The sequence below is a fragment of the Novosphingobium sp. genome, assembly GCF_030696665.1.
Lineage (GTDB): Bacteria > Pseudomonadota > Alphaproteobacteria > Sphingomonadales > Sphingomonadaceae > Novosphingobium.
Window position 1 is genome coordinate 140,223 of sequence record NZ_JAUYRV010000026.1, and the last position, 19,536, is coordinate 159,758.

The 19,536-nt window shown below is 62.8% G+C and carries 18 protein-coding genes; 7 read left to right on the plus strand and 11 right to left on the minus strand.

Annotation, left to right across the window (positions count from 1 at the left end):
* Nucleotides 1–7: 7 nt before the first annotated feature.
* The 7 genes from Q8R81_RS06275 to Q8R81_RS06305 all read right to left on the minus strand — a co-directional run bounded on the left by Q8R81_RS06275 (nucleotide 8) and on the right by Q8R81_RS06305 (nucleotide 6,876).
* Nucleotides 8–2,134 carry a TonB-dependent receptor domain-containing protein gene (locus Q8R81_RS06275; RefSeq protein ID WP_305616588.1) on the minus strand — a complete coding sequence of 709 codons (2,127 nt, stop codon included), beginning with the start codon at nucleotides 2,132–2,134 and terminating at the stop codon, nucleotides 8–10.
* Between the two features lie 128 nt (nucleotides 2,135–2,262).
* Complete coding sequence (locus tag Q8R81_RS06280; RefSeq protein WP_305616589.1) at nucleotides 2,263–2,679, minus strand: hypothetical protein; 417 nt, start codon at nucleotides 2,677–2,679, stop codon at nucleotides 2,263–2,265.
* Between the two features lie 12 nt (nucleotides 2,680–2,691).
* Nucleotides 2,692–3,810 (minus strand): alpha-hydroxy acid oxidase, encoded by a 1,119-nt coding sequence (locus tag Q8R81_RS06285; RefSeq protein ID WP_305616590.1) that lies wholly within the window; start codon nucleotides 3,808–3,810, stop codon nucleotides 2,692–2,694.
* Nucleotides 3,807–4,793 (minus strand): FAD:protein FMN transferase, encoded by a 987-nt coding sequence (locus Q8R81_RS06290; RefSeq protein WP_305616591.1) that lies wholly within the window; start codon nucleotides 4,791–4,793, stop codon nucleotides 3,807–3,809. Before Q8R81_RS06290 ends, Q8R81_RS06285 begins: the two co-directional genes overlap by 4 nt.
* Entirely contained in the window at nucleotides 4,790–5,734 is a 945-nt protein-coding gene (locus Q8R81_RS06295) for a DUF4198 domain-containing protein (protein WP_305616592.1), read from the minus strand. Before Q8R81_RS06295 ends, Q8R81_RS06290 begins: the two co-directional genes overlap by 4 nt.
* Before the next feature lie 23 nt (nucleotides 5,735–5,757).
* Nucleotides 5,758–6,246: a DUF2271 domain-containing protein gene (locus tag Q8R81_RS06300; RefSeq protein ID WP_305616593.1), complete on the minus strand. Its 489-nt coding sequence runs from the start codon at nucleotides 6,244–6,246 to the stop codon at nucleotides 5,758–5,760.
* Nucleotides 6,247–6,273: 27 nt separating this feature from the next.
* A complete protein-coding gene (locus tag Q8R81_RS06305; RefSeq protein ID WP_371135317.1) occupies nucleotides 6,274–6,876 on the minus strand; it encodes a PepSY-associated TM helix domain-containing protein in 603 nt (200 codons plus the stop codon).
* 409 nt (nucleotides 6,877–7,285) lie between these two features.
* Here Q8R81_RS06305 and Q8R81_RS06310 point away from each other — a divergent pair, with 409 nt between their 5' ends.
* The 3 genes from Q8R81_RS06310 to Q8R81_RS06320 all read left to right on the plus strand — a co-directional run bounded on the left by Q8R81_RS06310 (nucleotide 7,286) and on the right by Q8R81_RS06320 (nucleotide 11,292).
* Nucleotides 7,286–9,682, plus strand: a complete 2,397-nt coding sequence (locus Q8R81_RS06310) for a TonB-dependent siderophore receptor (protein ID WP_305616594.1) — start codon at nucleotides 7,286–7,288, stop codon at nucleotides 9,680–9,682.
* Nucleotides 9,683–9,822: 140 nt separating this feature from the next.
* A complete protein-coding gene (locus Q8R81_RS06315; protein WP_305616595.1) occupies nucleotides 9,823–10,599 on the plus strand; it encodes an energy transducer TonB in 777 nt (258 codons plus the stop codon).
* A gap of 9 nt (nucleotides 10,600–10,608) precedes the next feature.
* Nucleotides 10,609–11,292: a Fe2+-dependent dioxygenase gene (locus tag Q8R81_RS06320; protein WP_305616596.1), complete on the plus strand. Its 684-nt coding sequence runs from the start codon at nucleotides 10,609–10,611 to the stop codon at nucleotides 11,290–11,292.
* 5 nt (nucleotides 11,293–11,297) lie between these two features.
* Here Q8R81_RS06320 and Q8R81_RS06325 read toward each other — a convergent pair whose 3' ends face one another.
* Complete coding sequence (locus tag Q8R81_RS06325; RefSeq protein ID WP_305616597.1) at nucleotides 11,298–11,804, minus strand: Rid family hydrolase; 507 nt, start codon at nucleotides 11,802–11,804, stop codon at nucleotides 11,298–11,300.
* A 383-nt stretch (nucleotides 11,805–12,187) separates the two neighbouring features.
* Between Q8R81_RS06325 and Q8R81_RS06330 the strand changes: the two genes are divergently transcribed.
* From Q8R81_RS06330 to Q8R81_RS06345, 4 genes are all read left to right on the plus strand, one after another.
* Nucleotides 12,188–14,695, plus strand: coding sequence for a TonB-dependent siderophore receptor (locus Q8R81_RS06330; RefSeq protein WP_305616598.1), 2,508 nt, complete (start codon nucleotides 12,188–12,190; stop codon nucleotides 14,693–14,695).
* A gap of 76 nt (nucleotides 14,696–14,771) precedes the next feature.
* On the plus strand, nucleotides 14,772–15,278 hold the full coding sequence (locus Q8R81_RS06335) for a Rid family hydrolase (protein WP_305616599.1): 507 nt from the start codon (nucleotides 14,772–14,774) through the stop codon (nucleotides 15,276–15,278).
* 14 nt (nucleotides 15,279–15,292) lie between these two features.
* Nucleotides 15,293–15,733 (plus strand): cytochrome c, encoded by a 441-nt coding sequence (locus Q8R81_RS06340; protein ID WP_305616600.1) that lies wholly within the window; start codon nucleotides 15,293–15,295, stop codon nucleotides 15,731–15,733.
* 40 nt (nucleotides 15,734–15,773) lie between these two features.
* Nucleotides 15,774–17,366, plus strand: coding sequence for a flavin monoamine oxidase family protein (locus tag Q8R81_RS06345; RefSeq protein ID WP_305616601.1), 1,593 nt, complete (start codon nucleotides 15,774–15,776; stop codon nucleotides 17,364–17,366).
* Nucleotides 17,367–17,416: 50 nt separating this feature from the next.
* On the opposite strand, the gene Q8R81_RS06350 is transcribed toward Q8R81_RS06345, so the two are convergent.
* The 3 genes from Q8R81_RS06350 to bcsD all read right to left on the minus strand — a co-directional run bounded on the left by Q8R81_RS06350 (nucleotide 17,417) and on the right by bcsD (nucleotide 19,532).
* Nucleotides 17,417–17,728 carry a UrcA family protein gene (locus Q8R81_RS06350; RefSeq protein WP_305616602.1) on the minus strand — a complete coding sequence of 104 codons (312 nt, stop codon included), beginning with the start codon at nucleotides 17,726–17,728 and terminating at the stop codon, nucleotides 17,417–17,419.
* Nucleotides 17,729–18,079: 351 nt separating this feature from the next.
* Nucleotides 18,080–19,102, minus strand: a complete 1,023-nt coding sequence (locus Q8R81_RS06355) for a glycosyl hydrolase family 8 (protein WP_305616603.1) — start codon at nucleotides 19,100–19,102, stop codon at nucleotides 18,080–18,082.
* Entirely contained in the window at nucleotides 19,092–19,532 is a 441-nt protein-coding gene (bcsD, locus tag Q8R81_RS06360) for a cellulose biosynthesis protein BcsD (RefSeq protein ID WP_371135318.1), read from the minus strand. Before bcsD ends, Q8R81_RS06355 begins: the two co-directional genes overlap by 11 nt.
* Nucleotides 19,533–19,536 lie beyond the last annotated feature (4 nt).

A 19,536-nucleotide genomic window follows, 5' to 3' on the forward strand; every position in this document is an offset into this window, starting at 1 on the left:
GCTCCCGTTAGAAGCCGAAGCTCAGGCCGCCATAGATGGCGCGACCCTGACCCGGAGTGTAGATCGCCGCACGCTCACGCGATTGGTTGGTGACGGTGGAGACGTTGGAAATGTGGACCACGTCGAACAGGTTCTCGACCGAAGCGAAGAGTTTCAGCCCATCCATCAGATAAACCCCGGCGGTCAGCCCGACCCATTCGTAGCCATCGGGCCGTTCGGTGTTGGCGTAGTCTGCCCACGCGCCTTGCGGCACCCAGCGGAGGTTGGCCGAGACATAGAACCGGTCCTTGCGGTCAAACCGGGCCTCGGCGTTCAGCACGTGGCGGGGCACGCCTGCCAACGCATTGTCACCGAACAGCGCATCGTTGTCGAAGCGGAAGTCGTTGAGCGTGTAGGCGACGCTGAGCCGCAGTTGCTCGCCGCGGGCCTGCAGCGCTTCTTTGGCCACGAACAGGTCCAGCCCAGCTTCGATGCCCTGATGGATCGTGCGATCCGCGTTGACGGTAACGGTGGTCGCGCCGTTGTTGATCGCGTTGTCGATGAATTCGTTTGCGATTTCAGCGCGATAGAACGCCACGTCCCACGACAGCGCGCCTTGCTGGCCGCGTGTGCCGATTTCGAACGTGGTGGCGCGTTGCGGATCGAGCGGGGCGAAGGGCGTTGCGCCGCCGGAGGTCAGGTCTGACAGTGTTGGCGGTTCAAAGCTGCGGCTGACATTGCCGAACACCTGTGCGTCCTGCCCAAGGCTGGCGACAAGGCCGAAGCGTGGGTTGAACTGATCATACTCGCCGCGCCCGCTGACCGTGGCGACTTGCCCGTCGACATCGCGGACCACGCGCGAATATTGCCCGCTGCCCACGGCATTGAGCCATCCGGTGAGCGGAACGTCCAGTTCGGCAAAGCCGGTGGTGGTGCTGGAATCCTGATCCGAACGGGTGCGCAAGGCTCCGCGTTCACCCGCCACGTTGGCAAAAGTGCTGGCATTGTTGGTGGAAAAGGCGTGCCAACCGCCCACGGTCCAGCGCGCATCGCTGGTGCCCATCGGCACCGTGCCGGACAGGCGCAACGAGCCGCCGACTTCGTCCTCGGTCTGGGCGATGATCCCTGCAAAGCGGGTGATCGCGTGATCGAGCACGCGGCGGGCGTACCAGCCACCCAGTTCCAGCTTGGACTGACCGAGGGTGAAGGCGGTGACGTTCGAGAGGCGCAGAACGTCAAGATTTCGGTCCCAGTCATCCGCGACCGGGCCGGGGTCAAGCGTCGTGACCGGGCCGCCGGGGAAGAACGGGCCGACCGTGACGGGGCGTCCCGCCGCGCGCGGATTGGCCAGAGCATCGGCCAGACGCAGCGATCCTGCGAGTTCGAAATTGTCGCTCAGGCCAGTGAAGTAGAAGCGGGTTTCGATATCTGGCGAAAGCTTGATGCCAAGGTTGCCGTGGGCGTAGACGCTTTTGACCGAACTGTGTTCGCGGTAGCCATCGCTGGTGAGGCCGGTGACGCCGACGAAGTAGTCCACCGTGTCACCTGCGCCTGAAACCGAAAAGTTGCCGCGCAGGGTTTCAAAGCTGCCGCCTTCGATGCGCGCGGTGAATGGAGCATTGGCCGTGCGTCCGGTGGGGCTGACGACATTGACCGCGCCGCCGAGCGAGGCCGCACCAAAGCGCAGGCCATTCGCGCCCTTGTAGACCTCAAGATAGCGGATCGTCAGCGGATCGACTTCCTGAAATTCGGTGCTGCCGCTGGCCCGGCTGATCGGTACGCCATCGCGCAGCACGGTGAGGCCGCGCCGTTCGAAGCCGGAATTGAGGCCCGAACCACGCACCGAAATGCGGCTTTCGCGCTGGGCGCTGATATCGGCAAAAACACCGGGCGTGAGGGCGAGGGCATCGCCGATGCTCTGGGTGAAATCGTCTGAAAAGGTGCTGTCTTCGACAAAGCCGATGGCGCCGGGAATGCGTTCGAGCGCGGCGCGGGCTTCACCCGTGGTGGGGGCGGTGAGCGTGCCGGTGCGCGAGGCGGTGACGATGATCACGTCTTGCTGCTGGCCAATGCCTTGGGCGTGGGCGGCGGCGGAAACGAGGCAAAGGGTGGCGGCACCGGCCATGAGGGCCGGGCGGAAAGTGGTGTTCGACATTCTGGGCAATCCTGATTGCGGATCGGAACAAGGGTTCGATGCAAAAAGGCTGTGCGGAGGGTGTGCGCTGGGGTGCAGCGCGCGCCTTGATAACGGGCCAGATGCGGCCCGCGTAACCGTTCAGCCTGTCAGGCCAGAGCCGGTGGGCCGCGCAAGGGTGGGCGCAGGAAGGCAATGCGGGCTGCGCGTGGGGTGGTGACCGGCGCAAAGCCCAGCGCAAGGATGAAGGCCAGCGCCAGCACCAGCAGCACCGGATCGACACCGCCAAGCGCGGTCATGGAATGTCCGGCGAAGGGGCATTCCCCGCTTGCGCTTTTGCCCGCCTGCTTGGCTCCGGCATCGATCAGGCCGGACTTCATCGGAATCGCAATCTGCCGGACCGCGTGGTTGCCGAGCTGATCGTCGCAGATCTGCACGGTGAAAACCTTGGCGGTAGGGCTGATCATGAAACCGGCGGGCACCAGAATCTTCATGCACAGCGCAATCAGGACCACCAGCAGGGCCAGATTGCGGTTGTTGCAGAAGAAGGCGCGAAGCGATGACATGCCGCGCGGCGGTTAGCGGCGGTGGTGGGGATTGTCACGCACGTTTTGGTGTAAGCAGCCGCTGTCGATGTCGGCCAGCGTGCGGCAGCCGGTGAGTGCCATCGCCAGTTCGAATTCTGCGCGCAAGACTCGCAGCGCGTGGGCGACGCCGAGCGCACCTGCGGTGGCTAGGGCGTGGAGGATCGGGCGGCCGACCAGCACGGCATTTGCGCCCAAGGCGAGCGCGCGCAGCACATCGGTGCCGCGCCGCACGCCGCCGTCCATCAGCAGCGGTACTTGGCCGTCCACCACTTCGGCAATGGCGGGCAGCAGGTCTATCGCGGCGGGCACACCATCAAGGGTGCGACCGCCGTGGTTGGAGACGATCAGGCCATCGATCCCGCAATCGAGCGCGCGGAGCGCATCATCGGGGTCGACAATGCCTTTGAGCAGGATCGGCAGGCGGGTGAGGGTGCGCAGCCACGCGATGTCCTCCCACACGGGAACGCTTTCCAGCAGCGGCGTGCCGAACAGCAGTGCGCCGTCGCGGCCGGGGGCGGGGTGGATCATGCCTTCAAGGTTCACCGCGCGGATGTGAGGGGGCAGGGTGAAGCGTGCGCGCGCCTCGGCATTGCGCACGCCGTTGACCGGGGCATCGACGGTAAGCACCAGCGCGCGATAGCCCGCAGCCTCGGCACGGGCGACGAGGCGCTCGGTAAAGGTGCGGTCGGGCTGGATGTAGAGCTGGAACCACAACGGGCCGGGGGCGGCTTGCGCGATCTGTTCGATGGACTGGCCTGCCTGCGTGCTGACGACGAGGGTTGTGCCGGTGGCTCCGGCGGCGAGCGCGGTGGCGGCTTCGCCATCGGGGTGGCACAGGCCGTGAAAGGCCATCGGCGCGATCAGGATGGGGGCGTCCATTGCGCAGCCTAACAGGTTGAGCGCGGTAGATGCGCTTTGCATCGGGCGCAGCACGCGGGTGCGCAGGGGCAGGCGGGTGAAGGCGGTGACGTTTTCACGCAGGGTCCATTCATCGCCCGCGCCGCCGTTGATATAGGCCCATGTGCCGGGGCCTATGCGGTCCCTCGCAAACGCCTCGTAATCGGCCAGTGCGGCGATTTGCGGGGGGATTTTCTGGAGCGGGGTGGTCATAGCATGGCTCGCAATGCCGGGCTGAGCCATTCCGCGCCCGAGCGTAGAACGATACGTGCGGCGAGATCATGGCGGATGGCCAGCGCTTGCGCTTCGGGAAGTTTTACGACGCCGAGCGCAGTGGCCCAGGCATCGGCCTCCATGCAGTGGCGGTGCAGCACGCTGACTGCCGTGGTGCCGTGAATGGCGGGCCATCCGGTACGCGGATCGAGCGTATGTGCGCCGCGCAGGTAATCGCCCGATGTCGCGACAGACAACTGGTGCAGCGCCACGCGCAACGGGGACAGGGAAAGGCCGGGTGGGCTTTCCAGATCGACCCACCACGGGTCACCATCAGGCCGCATCCCGCGCCCAGTGCATTCGCCGCCGATCTCCACCAGCGCATGGCTGATGCCAAGGGTGCCAAGCAGGTCTGCGACCGCATCGACGGCGTAACCCTTGGCGATGCCGGACAGGTCTAGCCACAAGCCGCCGGGTTGGTGCAGCGCTGAGGTGGATGGATCGAACGCCAGTTTGCGCCAGCCTGATACACTTTGCGCCTCGGCAATGGCGGTGGCTTCAGGTTCTGCGGGGGCGGGGTTGGGGCCGAGGCCCCATAGGTCGGTCAACTGCCCCTGCGCCGGATCGAATGCGCCGTCACTTTCGCGTGCAACGTTAAGGGCGCAGGCGATGACTTGGGCGAAATCGGTTGGAAGTTGGGTGGCAGAGCCTGCATTCGCGCGGTTGAAGCGGCAGAGGTTTGAGGCTTCGTCCCAATGGCTCATCTCGCCGACAATAGCGTTCAGACGCGCCTGAATCCTCGTCTTCACGTCATCCGTCGCAAGCCCAAGCCGTTCTGGCAGGGCGGCTTGCACCTGCCATGTCGTGCCCATCGTCTCGCCAGAGAGCGTGCAAACCGGCGCTGCGGGATCGAAACCTCGCAGCGCCGCAGCGTCAATCTCGACCGGCACCGCAATGCGCGGTGCCGGGGCTGTTTCGATCATGGGGCAAGGACTTCGAGCGTTGCGGTGTAGCTCATCCGACGCTTGGCAGCCTTTGGGTTGGAAGGCTTGTCGTCGGTATGGCTGGCGTTGATCCAGTAGAAGCCCGCGCCCGGCCAGTTGACGGTGAGCAGGCCCTGCGCATCGGTTTTCAGCTTCTGCGCCTGATCGGCCTCGCGATAGCGGCGGCCGCCGGGGATCACTTCCACTTCAAGGCCAGCGGCAGGCTTGCCATCGACGAGGAAGCGGAACTGGCCGGGTTCGTTTGAAACGAGGTCGGTCGGCAGCGTGACGGGCACGAATTCCAGACCCTTGCCGGTGGCCTTGAACAGGGTATCGCTCGGTTCGCCCGCCGTGACGAAGAATTCGTTGCGGCCAGTCGTTTCGGTCAGATCCAGGTCGGTCGCGCCTGCGGGGATTTCATCGACCGTGGCGACAATGTGGCTGCGATCGATGCTGGGACGCCCGCCCTGTGGGCTATTGGGACCGCCGGGAGCGGCTCCGGCTGCCGCAGGCGGGGCGGGCGGTGGCGTCATCGCAGGAGCAGCACCCCCCGGAGCAGCCGGAGGTCCGCGACGGCGGCCGACCATCCACTGTTCACCGTTCACCTTGAACGTGCCGCCGATGCCGTTGTTTTCCATGCCGATGCGCCATGTGCCCGGCTTGTCGATCTTGACGTCAAAGGTTGAGCGATAGCGCCCGCGCGATGCGTTCTCCACTTTGCCCATCGAGCCATCGGGCGCCCATACCTTCACGTTTTCAGCAGGCAGGGGCTGGTGGTTCGGCTCGAACGGAGCAGTCGACGCGCCCATGTCGACAGTGACGCTCTGGACCGTGTCCGACAGCACGGTGATCGAGGGCAGGAGCCACGCATTATGCGCGCTGGCCGGTGCTGCAACGCCGATGGCGGCGGCGGCAAGCAGGAGGAGAGATTTGGCGGTCATGGTTGAACCTTTCAGCTTGAATTTCAGCGGGCGGAAATGGTGATCGCGCCCAGTTCGGCCTTGCCGGTGGCACGACCGTTGGCGGCAGGAATGGTCAGCGGCATCGACACCAGTTCGCGCCCGCCATCTTCACGCGCCGCTTCGACGTGGAGCGTGTAGGCTCCGGCTTTGACGTTGGTGGGGATGGTGATGCGGTGCGCGCCCGGTGCGCGGGTCGCGCCGCTTACGCCATTGGCGGGCAGCTTCAGGCTGCGGCCGCCCTTGCGCCACCATGTGCGCAGGTCTGCCAGCCACTTGGTGCCCGGTTCATTGCCAACCTTGTCAACATCATACCACACCGCCAGCGTGCGCGCCTGCCCGCCGCCTGCCGGTTCGATCCACGCCGCCACGTAGGGGACATGGTATTCCGAGGCGTTGATGCGCGGAATCGTGATGGTGATGGTTCCGGCAGACGCGGCGGTCGAAACGGGGGCGGCGATTATCCCGGCGGCAAGAACTAGGCTTTTCTTCATCGGTAAAGGTTCCGTTCTTCGAAAAGTTCAGCTGTGCATGAACAGCAGAATGATGATCAGAGGCACCGCCGTGCCCAGCCCGACCAGCGGCCAGGTGGAAGGGCGGTGCTTTGCGTGAAGCTGCAGCAGCAACAGCCCGGTGAAAGTGAAGATCACGCAGGCCACCGCCAGCGCATCGATCAGCCAGAACCATGCGGTGCCGGTGTTGCGGCCCTTGTGCAGGTCGTTGACGAAAGAGATGAACCCGCGATTGGTGCGTTCGGCTTCCATCGCGCCTGTGGCACGATCAATGCTCACCCATGCGTCGCGCCCGGGACCGGGCACGGCGACATAGACTTCCGCGTCTGACCATTCCGCTGCGACGCCCTTGGCGTTGACGCCGACAAGACGCTTCACATCGTCAGCCACGGGGGCAGGCAGAGGTAGCGCGTCGGTCAATTCCGCAGACGCCGGGCCTTTGGCCAGTATGGCCAGCGAGGGGGCGGGCAACCGGGCCTGCGCGGTTTCGACCTTGGGGTCTGCTCCGATCGATGCAGCGTGGTTCAGCGTGAAGCCGGTGACCGAAAAGAGGAACATCGCAACCAGAGAGACCGCAGCGCTGACCCAATGCCACGTATGCAACTGCTTCATCCAGAACTGCCGCGATGACTTGCGCCGCTTGCTGTGGCTGACCCGCGCCGAGTTGGGGTGCCGCGCATTGCCAGCCGCACTGCTTATGCGCGGCGCTTCGGGAATGCTGTCGGTGGATTTTGGGCGTTCAACCACTTCCAAGAAACATCTCCGACGATTGCGAGTCTGCAACGAACTGGTCCGCCTATCTAATTAATGCGAACGATATGCAAGAGCGAAAAGGTTTGGAAGTTTTACGGATGCCCTAGGGCGTGTGGATCGCCCGTGTTTGCGGGATTTTTCCGGAAAACCCATTTAGTCCAACTGCATAGCGACCCAATCTCCCTCCAAACCCTCATTGACAATGCGAGTGACTCGCAATAGCGGGTCTCGGCATCGTGATGCATCTGTTGAAATTTGAGGGGTAAGCATGTCCGATTCCAAGACCATTCCATCCTTTCTGGCGCTGGGTTGCGTAGGCGCGATGGCCTTCACCGGCCCGGCCCACGCGCAGGAGGCTGAAAGCAACCAGCGCCTTGGCGGCATGACCGTGACCGACACCGTGATCGAGGAGCCGCAGGTCAAAGTAGAGCGCGCCGCGTCGCCCAAATACACAGCGCCGCTGCTCGATACGCCGCAGACGATCACGGTGATCTCGTCCAAGTCGATGCAGCAGCAGAACCTGTTGACGCTGCGCGATGTGCTGCAGACCGTGCCGGGCATCACGTTCGGCGCAGGCGAGGGCGGTTTTGGTTATGGTGACCGCATCATCCTGCGCGGGCAGGACGCCAAGAACGATGTGACCATCGATGGCGTGCGCAGCGGCGCGTTCCAGAACCGCAACGAAACCTACAACATCGAACAGATCGAAGTCGCCAACGGCGCGAACTCGGTGTTCAATGGTGGCGGTTCGGTTGCAGGCAACATCAACCTTGTCACCAAGAAGCCGCTGGGCACCGATCAGAGCGTGATCAATGCTGGTGTTGGCACCGACAACTATTATCGCGCCACGGTGGACATCAACAAGCGTGTGTCGGATCTGATCGCAGTGCGCCTGAATGCGGTCTATCACGAAAATGACGTGCCCGGCCGCGACGTGGAATTCTACAAGCGCTGGGGCGTTGCGCCTTCGATCAAGATTGGCGTGGATGGCCCGACCAGCCTGACGTTGCAGTACGAGCATCTCAATGATGAGAGCATGCCGCAGTACGGGCTGCGCTATTACGCCAACCTCGGCGGGTTCCTTTCGGACTTTGACCGCAGCGGCTATTACGGTTTCGCCAATCTCGACAAGCAGAATTCCAAGACCAATGCGGTGCAGGCGATCTTCAGCCACGAGTTGGGCGATGGGGTGAGCATCCGCAACCTGACGCGATATGAACATATCGCGCAGGATACCATCACCAGCCAGCCCACCGGTACGTTCTGTCTCGCCTCCACCGGCCTGCAGCCCGGCACGTTCGCGGTGCCTTCGGTTGAGGCGGCATGCCCGGCGACGGTTCCTGCGGGCTACTATCTACCCACCGGCGGGCGCGGTGTGCAGCGCTTCATCAACAACAGCACTTTCTATGACCAGCTTGACCTGACGGCCAGCTTCTCCACCGCAGGAATCGAACACAATCTGGTGATCGGCGGCTCAGCGCTCTGGGAGGATTTCGACCAGACGCAGGGCGCACTGCCGCGCAATGCCGATGGCACGACACCGGCCTTCGCGCTGGTCAACATCGCCAATCCGGGCGCGGTGGTGCAGGGTCCGGCCGGGTTTACCTATGGCAGCAATGTCTACACCGGCCCGGTCAACTTCATCCTTGGCAGCGTCAATCGCGGCAAGCGCCGGGCGATTTCGGGCTACGCGTTCGATACGATGAAGTTCGGCGAGATGTTCGAGCTGAACGGCGGCGTGCGGTATGAAAACGTACGCGGGTCCAACCGCACGATTTCCTATGCCACTACCGGCGCCACGCTGGGGCAGGTCAGCGCGACCACCGGCCCGTTCGAAAGCAACGATAACCTGTTTTCCTATCGCGTGGGTGCAGTGTTCAAGCCGACGCCGGACACCAGCCTCTATATCGCCACAGGTACTTCCAAAAACCCGTCGCAGACCGCAGTCGATGGTTCCTGCGCGGTGGCCACCTGCAATCTCGCGCCAGAGACCACCAAGAATTACGAGGTGGGTGCCAAGGCTGACCTGTTCGACAAGAAGCTGCTGCTGACGCTTGCATGGTTCCGCAATGATCGTGACAGCATCCGCGTGCCATCGGGTGACCCCACGATCGTGGAGCAGCGGCTTGACGGCAAGCAGCGCGTCCAGGGCGTATCGTTCGGTGCATCGGGCAACATCACCGAAAACTGGACGATTTCGGCCAACTACATGTATCTTGATGCCGAGATTCTTCAGGGCGTGTCAAACCTCTGCCTTGCCAATCCCGGCACGGATTGCGGCACCACGGCGGCATTTCCCGATCCCACCGGTGGCACACAGTTGATCAACACGCCCAAGCATTCGGGCAGCCTCTTCACCACCTACCGCTTCGGCTTCGGGCTGGAACTGGGCTACGGCCTTACCTATCAGGGCAAGTTCCTGCTGAACTCGCCGACGCTGGCGCAGCTCACTGCCGGAACCTATGTGCCGTATAACGTCCCGAGCTACACCATCCACCGCCTGATGGTGTCCTACCCGGTGACCGACCGTCTGCTGGCGCAGGTCAACGTGCAGAACTTCACCAATGAAAAGTACGTGACGACCGTGCGCAATGCCCTCGGCGGCAGCTGGGCACAGCCCGCTCCGACGCGTTCGGCGGTGTTGAGCCTCAACTACAGCTTCTGATCAAAAGCTGGTTTTCATGGCAGGCTGCTCTGCGCTGGCGGGGCGGCCTGCCGCATTTTTGATCCTGATCATTTCAAATAATGCGAATCTGTTGCAAGAACACTCTTGCGTTTGAAAGTGATTCGCAGTTGGAGTGCGGCATGTTCCTCGAACAAGACTCCTTTGTGGTTGCCGAAGACCACGGCAATGGTGCGGCGTACCGTCCCCACGGTTCGGTGGCCATCGCCGCCTCTGCTGCGTCCGCTTCGCCCTATATACCAGCAGGGGGACGCTATGGCGCAGGCGGCCGGGCAAAACTGCCCGGCGTCGCGCTTGCGGTGGGGGTTCATCTTGCCATCGTCCCGATCCTGCTCGGGCTTGGGTATCAGGTGGTGGCGAAGCCGGAACATCGGTTTGTTGCAGTAAACCTCACGCCGCCCCCTCCGCCACCGCCCGCCGCCGCGCCGGACAAGCCGCAGCAGCAAAAGCTCGACATACGGATCACGCCGCCGCCGGTGCCGTTGATGGTGCCCGTCGTGCAGCCTGTACCGATGGCGTTTGCCGATACGGTGCCGGTCGCCCAGCCCGCCACGCTTTCTGCCCCACCGGCACCCCCGGCTCCTCCAAGCCCGCCTGCAGCGGTATCCACCATGACCTCAGACTCGTTGGCCACGCGCATGGTTTCGGGCCATCCGCCGCGCTATCCGGTCGAAAGCCGCCGCCGAAAGGAGCAGGGCATCGTAGAACTGCTGTTGGTGCTCGGTACGGACGGCGCGGTCGAGGCAATTTCGATTGCACGCAGCAGCGGGTTTCCCCGGCTTGACGATGCCGCGCTTTCTTCCGTGCGTCGCTGGCGCTGGCAGCCAACAATGCGCGCTGGCACGCCGGTAAAAGTCAAAGGCGTGGTGGAGATTCCGTTCGTGCTGAAATCGGCCTGACACCGCACAATGCTTCTGCCCATTCCCGGCCTGCTGCACGCTGAAGAAGTGTCGTCCCTGCGCGCTTTGCTTGATGCTGCGATGTGGGAAGACGGTAGCGCCACGACCGGGCCACAGGCGCGGCTGGTGAAGAACAACCGGCAATTGCCCGAAGACAGTGAGGCTGCGCGCGAGGGCGGGCGGGTGATCCTTGGCGCGCTGGCGGCCAATCCGCTGTTCATCGCTGCTGCGCTGCCGAACCGCATCTATCCGCCGATGTTCAACAGTTATGCGGGCGGGCAGACCTATGGCCTGCATGTCGACAACGCAATGCGGCTGCGCGCAGGGACGGATTGGCGCGTGCGTTGCGATTTGTCGATGACGGTGTTTCTGGAAGACCCGGACGCTTATGATGGCGGAGAACTGGTGATCGAAACCCGCTTCGGTGCGCAAACGGTCAAGCTGGCGGCGGGTGATGCGGTGCTCTATCCGTCATCTTCGCTCCACATGGTCCAGCCGGTCACGCGCGGGCGGCGCGTGGCCAGCTTTTTGTGGGTCCAGTCGATGGTGCGTGATGATGCATCGCGCGCCAACCTGTTCGAACTGGATCAGGCGATCCAGACCCTGGCCGGGCAGGTTGGGCAGGGCGATCAGGCGATTGTCCGCCTGACCGGTGTCTACCACAACCTGCTGCGCCAATGGGCCGAAGCCTGAACCGGTCAGCGCTTCTTCGCGGCAATCGCCTCAATCTCGATCAGGAACTGCGGAGCGACAAGTGCGGCCACCTGAAAGGTTGATCGGGCTACGGTCGACGGGTTTTCTGCGGTCTTGAAGAACATCTTGAAGCCATCGTTGGCCCCGGCAAAGTCCATTTTGCCCAGCTTCGGATCGGCTGCGACGAACAGCGTCAGCTTGATCAGATCATCCATCGCATAACCGCGCGCTTCGAGCAGGGCCTTGATCTTCGTCAGCACGCTGATGGTCTGCGTCTTCGTATCGCCAAAGTCCGCCGTTGCACCCGCCGCCGGAGGGGCGACCGGCGAGGCAAGCTGGCCCGACAGGAAGATCATGTCGGTCCCGGCCTTCACGTCCGCCGCATCAAGGATCAGCGCGCTGGGGTTCGACTGGATCTTGGTCACTTGCGCGGAAGCAGCAGCGGGCAGGGCTGCAGCCAGCGCGCACGCGGCCAACAAGGTGTAACGGATCGGGAACAGGCCTTGCTGCATTCGAAATCTCCTTTTCAGCAGCAGGGCTGAATGACTTTCACGAAATTTGTCACGCATTCTCCTGCTGCACCACAACCTTAGGTGCGCATAGCGGTCCGCTCGACTCCTTTGTTGGCACCCCAAACAGTGCGCAAATGCCGGAAACGTTGGCAATTTGTGGCCACACCCGCGTCAGCATCGCAGGCCCTGCGTCAAATGACGTATGTTTTCAAACCGTAAAGAACCGAGGCTTGCGACCAAGTCGGACGTGCTGGGCGAGGCGGTGAAGTTCACCTGCCAGCATGTTTCGGTCGCAATAAAGACCGGAGGAGCAAGGCAGAAATGCCCGCGTGTACCATCCGGCATCGTTTCGGGAGAGGTCGACAACCATCAGGGGGTTCATGATGTCGACCGTATTCAGAGCAGTTCGTACAGCTCTTCTTGTCACAAGCTCGGCTTTTCTGGCCGTTTCCCAAGCTCAGGCTCAGGAATCTCCGGCAGACGAACAGCCGGTGACTGATGAGATCATCGTAACCGGATCGCGCGGCGCAGGCGGATCGGCCGCTGATTCCGCAGCGCCTGTCACGTTGCTTAGCGCAGATTCCCTTGCGCGGGTCGGCCAGCCCAACCTTAACCAGGCGCTGACCCAACTCGTCCCGTCGTTCACGGCGCAGACGCAGGGCACCGATATGTCCAACTTCTCGCTGAGCGCGCGCTTGCGCGGCCTCAGCCCGAACCACACGCTGGTCATGGTCAACGGCAAGCGTCGCCACGGCTCGGCCATTCTGCAGGTCATTTCCGGCCCGTTTCAGGGTTCGGCCGCACCTTCGATCGATCTGATTCCGCCCGATGCCGTGCAGCGCATCGAAATCCTGCAGGAAGGCGCTGCTGCGCAATACGGGTCTGATGCCATCGCGGGCGTCATCAACATCATGCTGAAAAGCAGCGATACCGGTGCCAGCGTTCGCGCGCAGGCCGGGCAGTTCTACGATGGCGAGGGCGAGACCTATTCGGTCAGCGGCAATCTTGGCTATGCGCTGGGCGACAATGGCTTTTTCAACCTGACGCTGTTTCATCGCCGCAATGACTACACATTCCTTGGCGATGGCCAGATTGTGGTCAAGGACATCAATGGTAACGTCAATACCTCGGTCCCGGCGGCATTCCAGACAGTTTATGCCGGACTTGATCTTGCCAATATCAACGGCGGGCAGGCCAAATCCGCGCTGTCGGTTGCTTTCTTCAATGCTGGCTATGATCTGGGCGGGGTGGAGGTCTATGCTTTTGGTGACATCGCCCGCCGCGATGGCAGCGCCAAGCAGGGCTACCGTCCACCCAACCGCGTCTGCACAAGCTCGTCGAACCCCGCATCGTGCTTCCAGAACACCGGCCTGACCGGCTTCGTGCCGCTACAGGAAGTGACGCAGGATGAATGGTCCCTCACAGGCGGCGTTCGCGGGGAAGCGGGCGGCTGGAACTGGGATCTTTCGGCAGAATACGGCAGCGATCGCAACGACATTTCCACCACGGAATCCGTCAACCGCTCGCTCTATATCAACACCGGCCAAAGCCCGACGTCGTTCTACGACGGCTTCTTCAAGCTCACCCAGTTCGTTTCCACGCTTGACCTGAAAAAGGAATACGACGTTGGCATGGCCGAGCCACTGACCGTGGCCTTCGGCGGCGAATATCGGCGCGAGACGTATGAGATCGGGCAGGGCGACAATCTGTCGACCTACTTCGAAGGTGGCCAGTCATTCCCCGGCTTTGCCGCAAGCGATGCTGGCAAATATGATCGCAACGCCAAGGCGGTGTACCTGAACTTCATCGCAAAGCCGTCTGACGCATTCACCGTCGACCTTGCCGGTCGTTATGAAGATTACAGCGATTTCGGCGATACGCTGATCGGCAAGATCACCGCGCGCTATGATTTCAGCCCTGCCTTCGCACTGCGCGGCACGGCCAGCACTGGCTTCCGCGCGCCGACGCTGGCGGAATCGAACTACTCGGCAACCAACGTCGCACCAACCAGCGCTACCGTGCAGTTGCCGCCAAACTCCACCGCATCGGCCATCCTCGGCTTCGGCTCGCTGCGGCCGGAAAAGGCGACCAACTTCTCAGGCGGTCTGGTGCTGCGCCCAGTTGATAAACTGGTGGCCACGATTGATGCCTACTACATCAAGATCAAGGACCGCATTGCGGGCACCTCGACCATTCGCGGCATAGTCAACGGCACGCCGCAGACCAACCTCGTCAACGGCATGACCGCCTTTGCTGCCGTCAACGCCGCTATTGCCGCACGCGGCGTTACGCTGGATTCAGCAGTTAACACCATTGGCGTCGCCACCTTTACCAACGGCATCGACACGCGCACGTGGGGCATCGATTTCCAGGCACGCTATCCGGTCGAACTCGGCATGGGTCGCCTCGATCTGACGCTGAGCGCGAACTACAACAAGACCGACGTGGTCGAAAACCGCATCGGCACGCTCTTCAACACGCAGGCCGAAAGCTTCCTTGAAACCGCGCAGCCCAAGTACAAGGTGCTGCTCGATACCACGTTCACTTCGGGCCGGTTCAGCGCCACGGTGCGCCAGTCCTATCAGGGCAAGGCATCGATCCTCGTAAACCCGGCGATCAGCGGTTTCGGTCCCTATGAAGGCGTGGTCAAGGCAACGCCGCTGACCGATGTCGAACTGTCCTATGACCTGACCGACAGCCTGACTTTCGCCATCGGTGCCAACAACCTGTTCGACAAGACGCCCGAAATTCCGGGTCTCGTGCCGACCACGGTGGCACCCGGCGTCTCGCCCTACATCAACGGATCGGGCACGGTGAATTCGCCTTATGGCCACGGTACTTACGGCACCAACGGCGGCTTCTACTATGCCCGCATGGCGCTGACGTTCTGATGCTGGCCGGGGCGGCGCTGCCTTGGCGGCCCGCCCCAACCCTTGCAAATTGCATGAAGTTCGAGGCGATTATTCCATGAACAAACTCATCCTTACCACGCTCGCCGCTACGCTTTCGTTCGCGGTTGCTACGCCTGCGATTGCCGCCTCGGCCAAGGCCAAGCCGCAAGTCACCCGTACAAAGGCCCGGCCCGATGCAATCATCGCGTCATCGGCCACGGTTCCGCCCGGCAGCACGCTGGTATTCCTTTCCGGCTCGGTCGCCAGCCCGCTCGATCCGGCCAAGCCTGACGATCTGGGTACCACCGGCCAGCAGACGCTTTCCATCCTTACCAAGATCAAGGCGCAGCTTGAAGGCATGGGCCTTGGCATGGGCGACGTGGTGAAGATGACCGTGTTCCTCGTTGGCATTCCCGAAAACGGAGGCCGTATGGATGCTCCGGCCATGAACGAGGTGTTCAAGACCTTCTTCGGAACGGCAGAACAGCCCAACAGCCCGACCCGGTCAACCGTTCAGGTGGCAGCGCTCGGCCGTCCGAATGTGCTGGTCGAGATCGAAGCGATCGTCGCCAAAGCCAACTGACCGGGGCAATGATGATGAACCAAATGCTTCGCTACGGTTCGCTTGCCTTTGGTGTTGCTGCGCTGGCAGCCACGGTTGCCCTGCGCGCGCAGGATGCGCCGGGTGGCGGCCCCACGGCGGTCGAAGTGTCGGGCGAGGGCAAGGAAGTCTACGAACAGATCTGTCAGGCCTGCCACATGGCCGATGCCAAAGGCGGTGGCGGAGCGGGTGCGGTGATCCCGGCGCTGGCGGGCAACCCGCGCCTCGCCGACAAGGACTATCCCACCGTGATCCTGCTCAAAGGCCGGGGCGGGATGCCGTGGTTCTCCGACATTCTGACGCCTGAACAGATGGCCGCCGTGCTCACTTACGTGCGCGGCCATTTCAACGATTACCAGGACCCGGTCACCGTTGCCGATATCGAGCGGGTGACCACCGCATCGCCGCCGGTGCCCGATTGCAATTGCACACAGTGACTGGACGCATTCCGGGGCCGCTGGCCCCAAGGGGGATTTGATGGACCACACCATATTGCCGCAGACGCGGCGCGAACTGCTCTCGATGATCGGCAAGGCGGGCGGCGGTGTTGCCATGTATCAGGCGATGACCGCACTTGGCCATGCCGCCGAAACGCAGTTCTCCGGCCCGCCCGCGCTTGCCGGTGCGCGCAAGGGGGCCAGCGTGCTGGTGCTGGGCGCGGGCCTTGCCGGAATGCTGGCCGCGCATGAATTGACCAAGGCCGGGTACAAGGTCCAGGTGCTGGAATTTCAGGACCGGCCCGGCGGCCGCAACTATTCGATCCGGGGTGGCGACAAGGTGGTCGAGACCGACGGAACGGTGCAGGACTGCAATTTCGCGCCGGGCAACTACCTCAATCCCGGCCCGTGGCGCATCCCGCATCACCACCGAACCTTGCTGCACTATTGCAAGGCTTTGGGGGTTGAGCTGGAGCCGTTTATCCAGTTGAACCACAACGCTTTTGTCCACCGCACCAAGGCTTTTGGCGGAAAGCCGCAGCGCTATCGTGAAGTGGCGACAGACTTCAAGGGCCACGTTTCCGAACTGATGGGCAAGGCGCTCAATGCCGGATCTCTGGACGACAAGCTGACCAAGGAAGACAAGGACAAGCTGCTTGTGGCGATGCGCGAATGGGGCGCGCTGGACAAGAACATGGCCTATACCGGCGACCTGAAGGTTGCCTCACAGCGCGGCTATGATCGCGCGCCGGGCGGAGGCGTTGGTGGCGCGCCAACGCCGTCTGCGGTCAACAGCCTGTCCGATACGCTGTCGTCCAATGTGTGGACGCAAATGGGCTTCTTCTTCAACTACGTGATGCAGACCACGATGTTCCAGCCCAAGGGGGGCATGGACATGATCGGCAAGGCCTTCTTCAAGCAGGTCGGCAAGCTGGTTCGGCTCAATACCCGCGTCACCGCCATCGCCCAGAATGATCAGGGCGTCAGCGTTTCATGGGAAGATACCAAGACCGGGCAGAAGGGTGTTGCGGCGGCGGACTACTGCGTCTGCACGATCCCCGCCACGATCCTCAACCAGATCGACATTCAGGTCGGCCCGGCGATGAAAGCGGCGCTGAAAGCCTTGCCCTATTCGAACTCGGTCAAGATCGGCCTCGAAATGAAGCGGCGCTTCTGGGAAGAAGACTATTCGATCTACGGCGGGCACAGCTTTACCGATCAGGCGATCAGCCTGATTTCCTACCCCAACAACAACTTCTTCAAGGATGGCTCGGCTGTGCTGCTCGGTGCGTTTGCGGGCGGAGCAGGGGGCTACCAGCTTGCGGGCATGACCCCGGCACAGCGCATCGAGGCAGCGCTGGTGCAGGGTTCGGTGTTTCACCCGGCCGAATATCGCAAGGAATTTGCCTCGGGCGTCGCCTTCGCGTGGAGCCGCGCGCCGTGGATCATGGGCTGCTGCGCCACATGGACCGAGGAAAGCCGCGCGGCACACTACCAGAACCTGTGCGCCTTGGACGGGCGCATTGTTTTGGCAGGCGAACACGCCTCATATTACGGCTGCTGGATGGAGGGTGCGCTGCTATCGTCGCTTGATGCAATTACCCGCCTGCACCAGCGGGCACAGGCGGCGTAAATCACAGGCGAGGCCGAACGCTCAAAGCGCCGGCCTCGTCAGTCCGTGTCTCAGAGACCGGCCATCCGCTGGCTCTTGGCGGCATCGGTCAGAGCGGCAATTTTTACCGCAGCATCGTTGCGCAGTTCGCGGCGGCATTTGAGATCAGGCATCGGGCCGCTGCTTATGCGGTCGGAAGGGTTGCAGGCCTCGATCACGGCGAGGTCGATGTGCTTGCGCAGCTTGGCCACCTGCGAAGGGTTCGTCAGGTCGTAGCCTTCGCTCGAAATGGCGAGGTTGAACTTTTCGCGCGGTCCGGCGAAAGCCGGGCTGGACAGGCACAGCAGCGAAACAGCCGAAACGGCTGCAAGGGCGATCTTCATGGCGTTTCTCCTGCGAAGGACATGGACCGTTTACGGCCCTTATTGCTTCCGGGGTAACGGCTCTTGCCAACAAGCCTTGTACTTTCCGGACAAGCGTCAAGATACGCCACGATTCGTTGCTAGACAAGCCAGCGCGTAGTGCGAATTGCGATCTGGAAAAGACATGAGGTATGCGATTTAAGATGCTGAAAAATATATAGATATTACGCGATGCCTAGATCGTATGTGATGTAGGCTGGCCGGGTTCGGTAATACCGCTTCAAAATCCCGAATCAGACCGCAATACGTCAACTGACGTATGCGGGCCTGTTGAGTCAGGCCTCTCACCCCAATTGCCCCCAGCGCGGCTGTTCAGTCAAGGCCAAGGCTGAGGAGCTGCAGGATGGCCGAATAGTAGTCCTGCGCCAATGCATCGGGCTGCGCGGTTCCCAGCGTTCGCGCCAGCACCGCCATCCCCCCTGCCGAAAGCGCGTAGGGTGCTGTCTCGCCCGATTGCGCATCGATCCACGCGGGCACTTGTGCTCCGCTGGCCAAGACGCTGCGCCACCATGCGGTGACCGTTTCCGCCACCGCCATGCGGCGGCCTGCGCTGGCGTAAAGCGGCACGCGGATCGCATCGAAGCCGAAGCGTGCGGGCTTGTCATGGGCTGGGGAGAGCTTGCCATCTGCCGCCATCTCGAACCAGTCCACCGGCAGTGCCAGCGGGCCAAAACGCGCCGCTGTCAGCAGTTTAACCCCATCGTCGATCACCGATGCCCACACCGCATCACCATCGAGTGCGGCAAAGGCATCAAGCGCGGACCAGATGTAGTAGGACGGGTTGATGACCGTCCGACGCGCGTCGGCAAAGCCCTCCAGCCCCGGCAGCAGCACCAGATGGCCTGCGCGCTCCACCACGAGCCGCGTGCGGATTGCGCTGCGGATTTCGGCTGAGCGGCGGGCATAGGCAGGCTTGTTCCACCGCTTGGCGGCGCGGGCCAGCGCCCAGGCGATCAGGATGTCGCCATCGGTCGCATTGTTGCGATCTGCCACCGCCACCGTTTCGCGCGGGTCGTATTTCCATGCGTGAAGCGCCACGTCGTCACGGGCCAGCGTCTGTGCCGTCCATGTGGCAAGCGAATCAAAAGTTTCGCGGTCGTTGTTAAGGCTAGCCAGCAACATGCCATAGCCTTGGCCCTCGCTGTGGCTGATGTTGCCATTGCCATTGTCGATCACGCGCCCGGCGGGTGTGATGAAGCGTTCGCGGAATTCCGGCCAGAACCCCTGCCGCGCCTTGGCGTTGCCGCTGGGCACCTTGGCACAGGCCGCGGTCAGCGTGGCGACGCTGCCCAGAATGAAATCGCGCCGGTCAAAGCGCAGGGAATCAAAGGCCATGACGCAGTTCGATGGTCCGTTCATGCCAGACGGCAGAAGTCTGAACGCCCGGCGCGCTGCCAAGGGCGCGGAAGCAGGCATCGCAAGCGCCGCGCAGGATTTCCAGCAGGAAGGGGCGTGCGGTGGGTGACAGCACGTCGGGGCGCATGAGGCCCGGATCGTGTTCGACAACCAGCGCCGCTTCTTCGGCGTGCAGACGGCATTCGCCAAGGCCCAGATCGCTCCAGAGGCGGTTTAGGTGCATCTCTAGGTCGTTCAGGTCTGTCACCTGATCAAGCCGCAAACGCGCCGCCAGGCGCTGCCCAAGCGCAAAGCCGAAGCCCGCGATTTGCTGCGCCGAGGCCGCGTCGGCCAGTTCGGCAACCACTTCCGACAGGATCAGCGGAACGCCCGGCGAGCGGGTGCTGCCAAAGGCTTCGCGCAGGGGCATCTGG

Bases quoted from the DNA above. Each gene is read 5' to 3' on its own strand.
- Q8R81_RS06275 (WP_305616588.1), bottom strand. From the start codon at position 2,134: ATGTCGAACACCACTTTCCGCCCGGCCCTCATGGCCGGTGCCGCCACC.
- Q8R81_RS06280 (WP_305616589.1), bottom strand. From the start codon at position 2,679: ATGTCATCGCTTCGCGCCTTCTTCTGCAACAACCGCAATCTGGCCCTG.
- Q8R81_RS06285 (WP_305616590.1), bottom strand. From the start codon at position 3,810: ATGACCACCCCGCTCCAGAAAATCCCCCCGCAAATCGCCGCACTGGCC.
- Q8R81_RS06290 (WP_305616591.1), bottom strand. From the start codon at position 4,793: ATGATCGAAACAGCCCCGGCACCGCGCATTGCGGTGCCGGTCGAGATT.
- Q8R81_RS06295 (WP_305616592.1), bottom strand. From the start codon at position 5,734: ATGACCGCCAAATCTCTCCTCCTGCTTGCCGCCGCCGCCATCGGCGTT.
- Q8R81_RS06300 (WP_305616593.1), bottom strand. From the start codon at position 6,246: ATGAAGAAAAGCCTAGTTCTTGCCGCCGGGATAATCGCCGCCCCCGTT.
- Q8R81_RS06305 (WP_371135317.1), bottom strand. From the start codon at position 6,876: ATGAAGCAGTTGCATACGTGGCATTGGGTCAGCGCTGCGGTCTCTCTG.
- Q8R81_RS06310 (WP_305616594.1), top strand. From the start codon at position 7,286: ATGTCCGATTCCAAGACCATTCCATCCTTTCTGGCGCTGGGTTGCGTA.
- Q8R81_RS06315 (WP_305616595.1), top strand. From the start codon at position 9,823: ATGTTCCTCGAACAAGACTCCTTTGTGGTTGCCGAAGACCACGGCAAT.
- Q8R81_RS06320 (WP_305616596.1), top strand. From the start codon at position 10,609: ATGCTTCTGCCCATTCCCGGCCTGCTGCACGCTGAAGAAGTGTCGTCC.
- Q8R81_RS06325 (WP_305616597.1), bottom strand. From the start codon at position 11,804: ATGCAGCAAGGCCTGTTCCCGATCCGTTACACCTTGTTGGCCGCGTGC.
- Q8R81_RS06330 (WP_305616598.1), top strand. From the start codon at position 12,188: ATGTCGACCGTATTCAGAGCAGTTCGTACAGCTCTTCTTGTCACAAGC.
- Q8R81_RS06335 (WP_305616599.1), top strand. From the start codon at position 14,772: ATGAACAAACTCATCCTTACCACGCTCGCCGCTACGCTTTCGTTCGCG.
- Q8R81_RS06340 (WP_305616600.1), top strand. From the start codon at position 15,293: ATGAACCAAATGCTTCGCTACGGTTCGCTTGCCTTTGGTGTTGCTGCG.
- Q8R81_RS06345 (WP_305616601.1), top strand. From the start codon at position 15,774: ATGGACCACACCATATTGCCGCAGACGCGGCGCGAACTGCTCTCGATG.
- Q8R81_RS06350 (WP_305616602.1), bottom strand. From the start codon at position 17,728: ATGAAGATCGCCCTTGCAGCCGTTTCGGCTGTTTCGCTGCTGTGCCTG.
- Q8R81_RS06355 (WP_305616603.1), bottom strand. From the start codon at position 19,102: ATGGCCTTTGATTCCCTGCGCTTTGACCGGCGCGATTTCATTCTGGGC.
- bcsD (WP_371135318.1), bottom strand. From the start codon at position 19,532: ATGCCCCTGCGCGAAGCCTTTGGCAGCACCCGCTCGCCGGGCGTTCCG.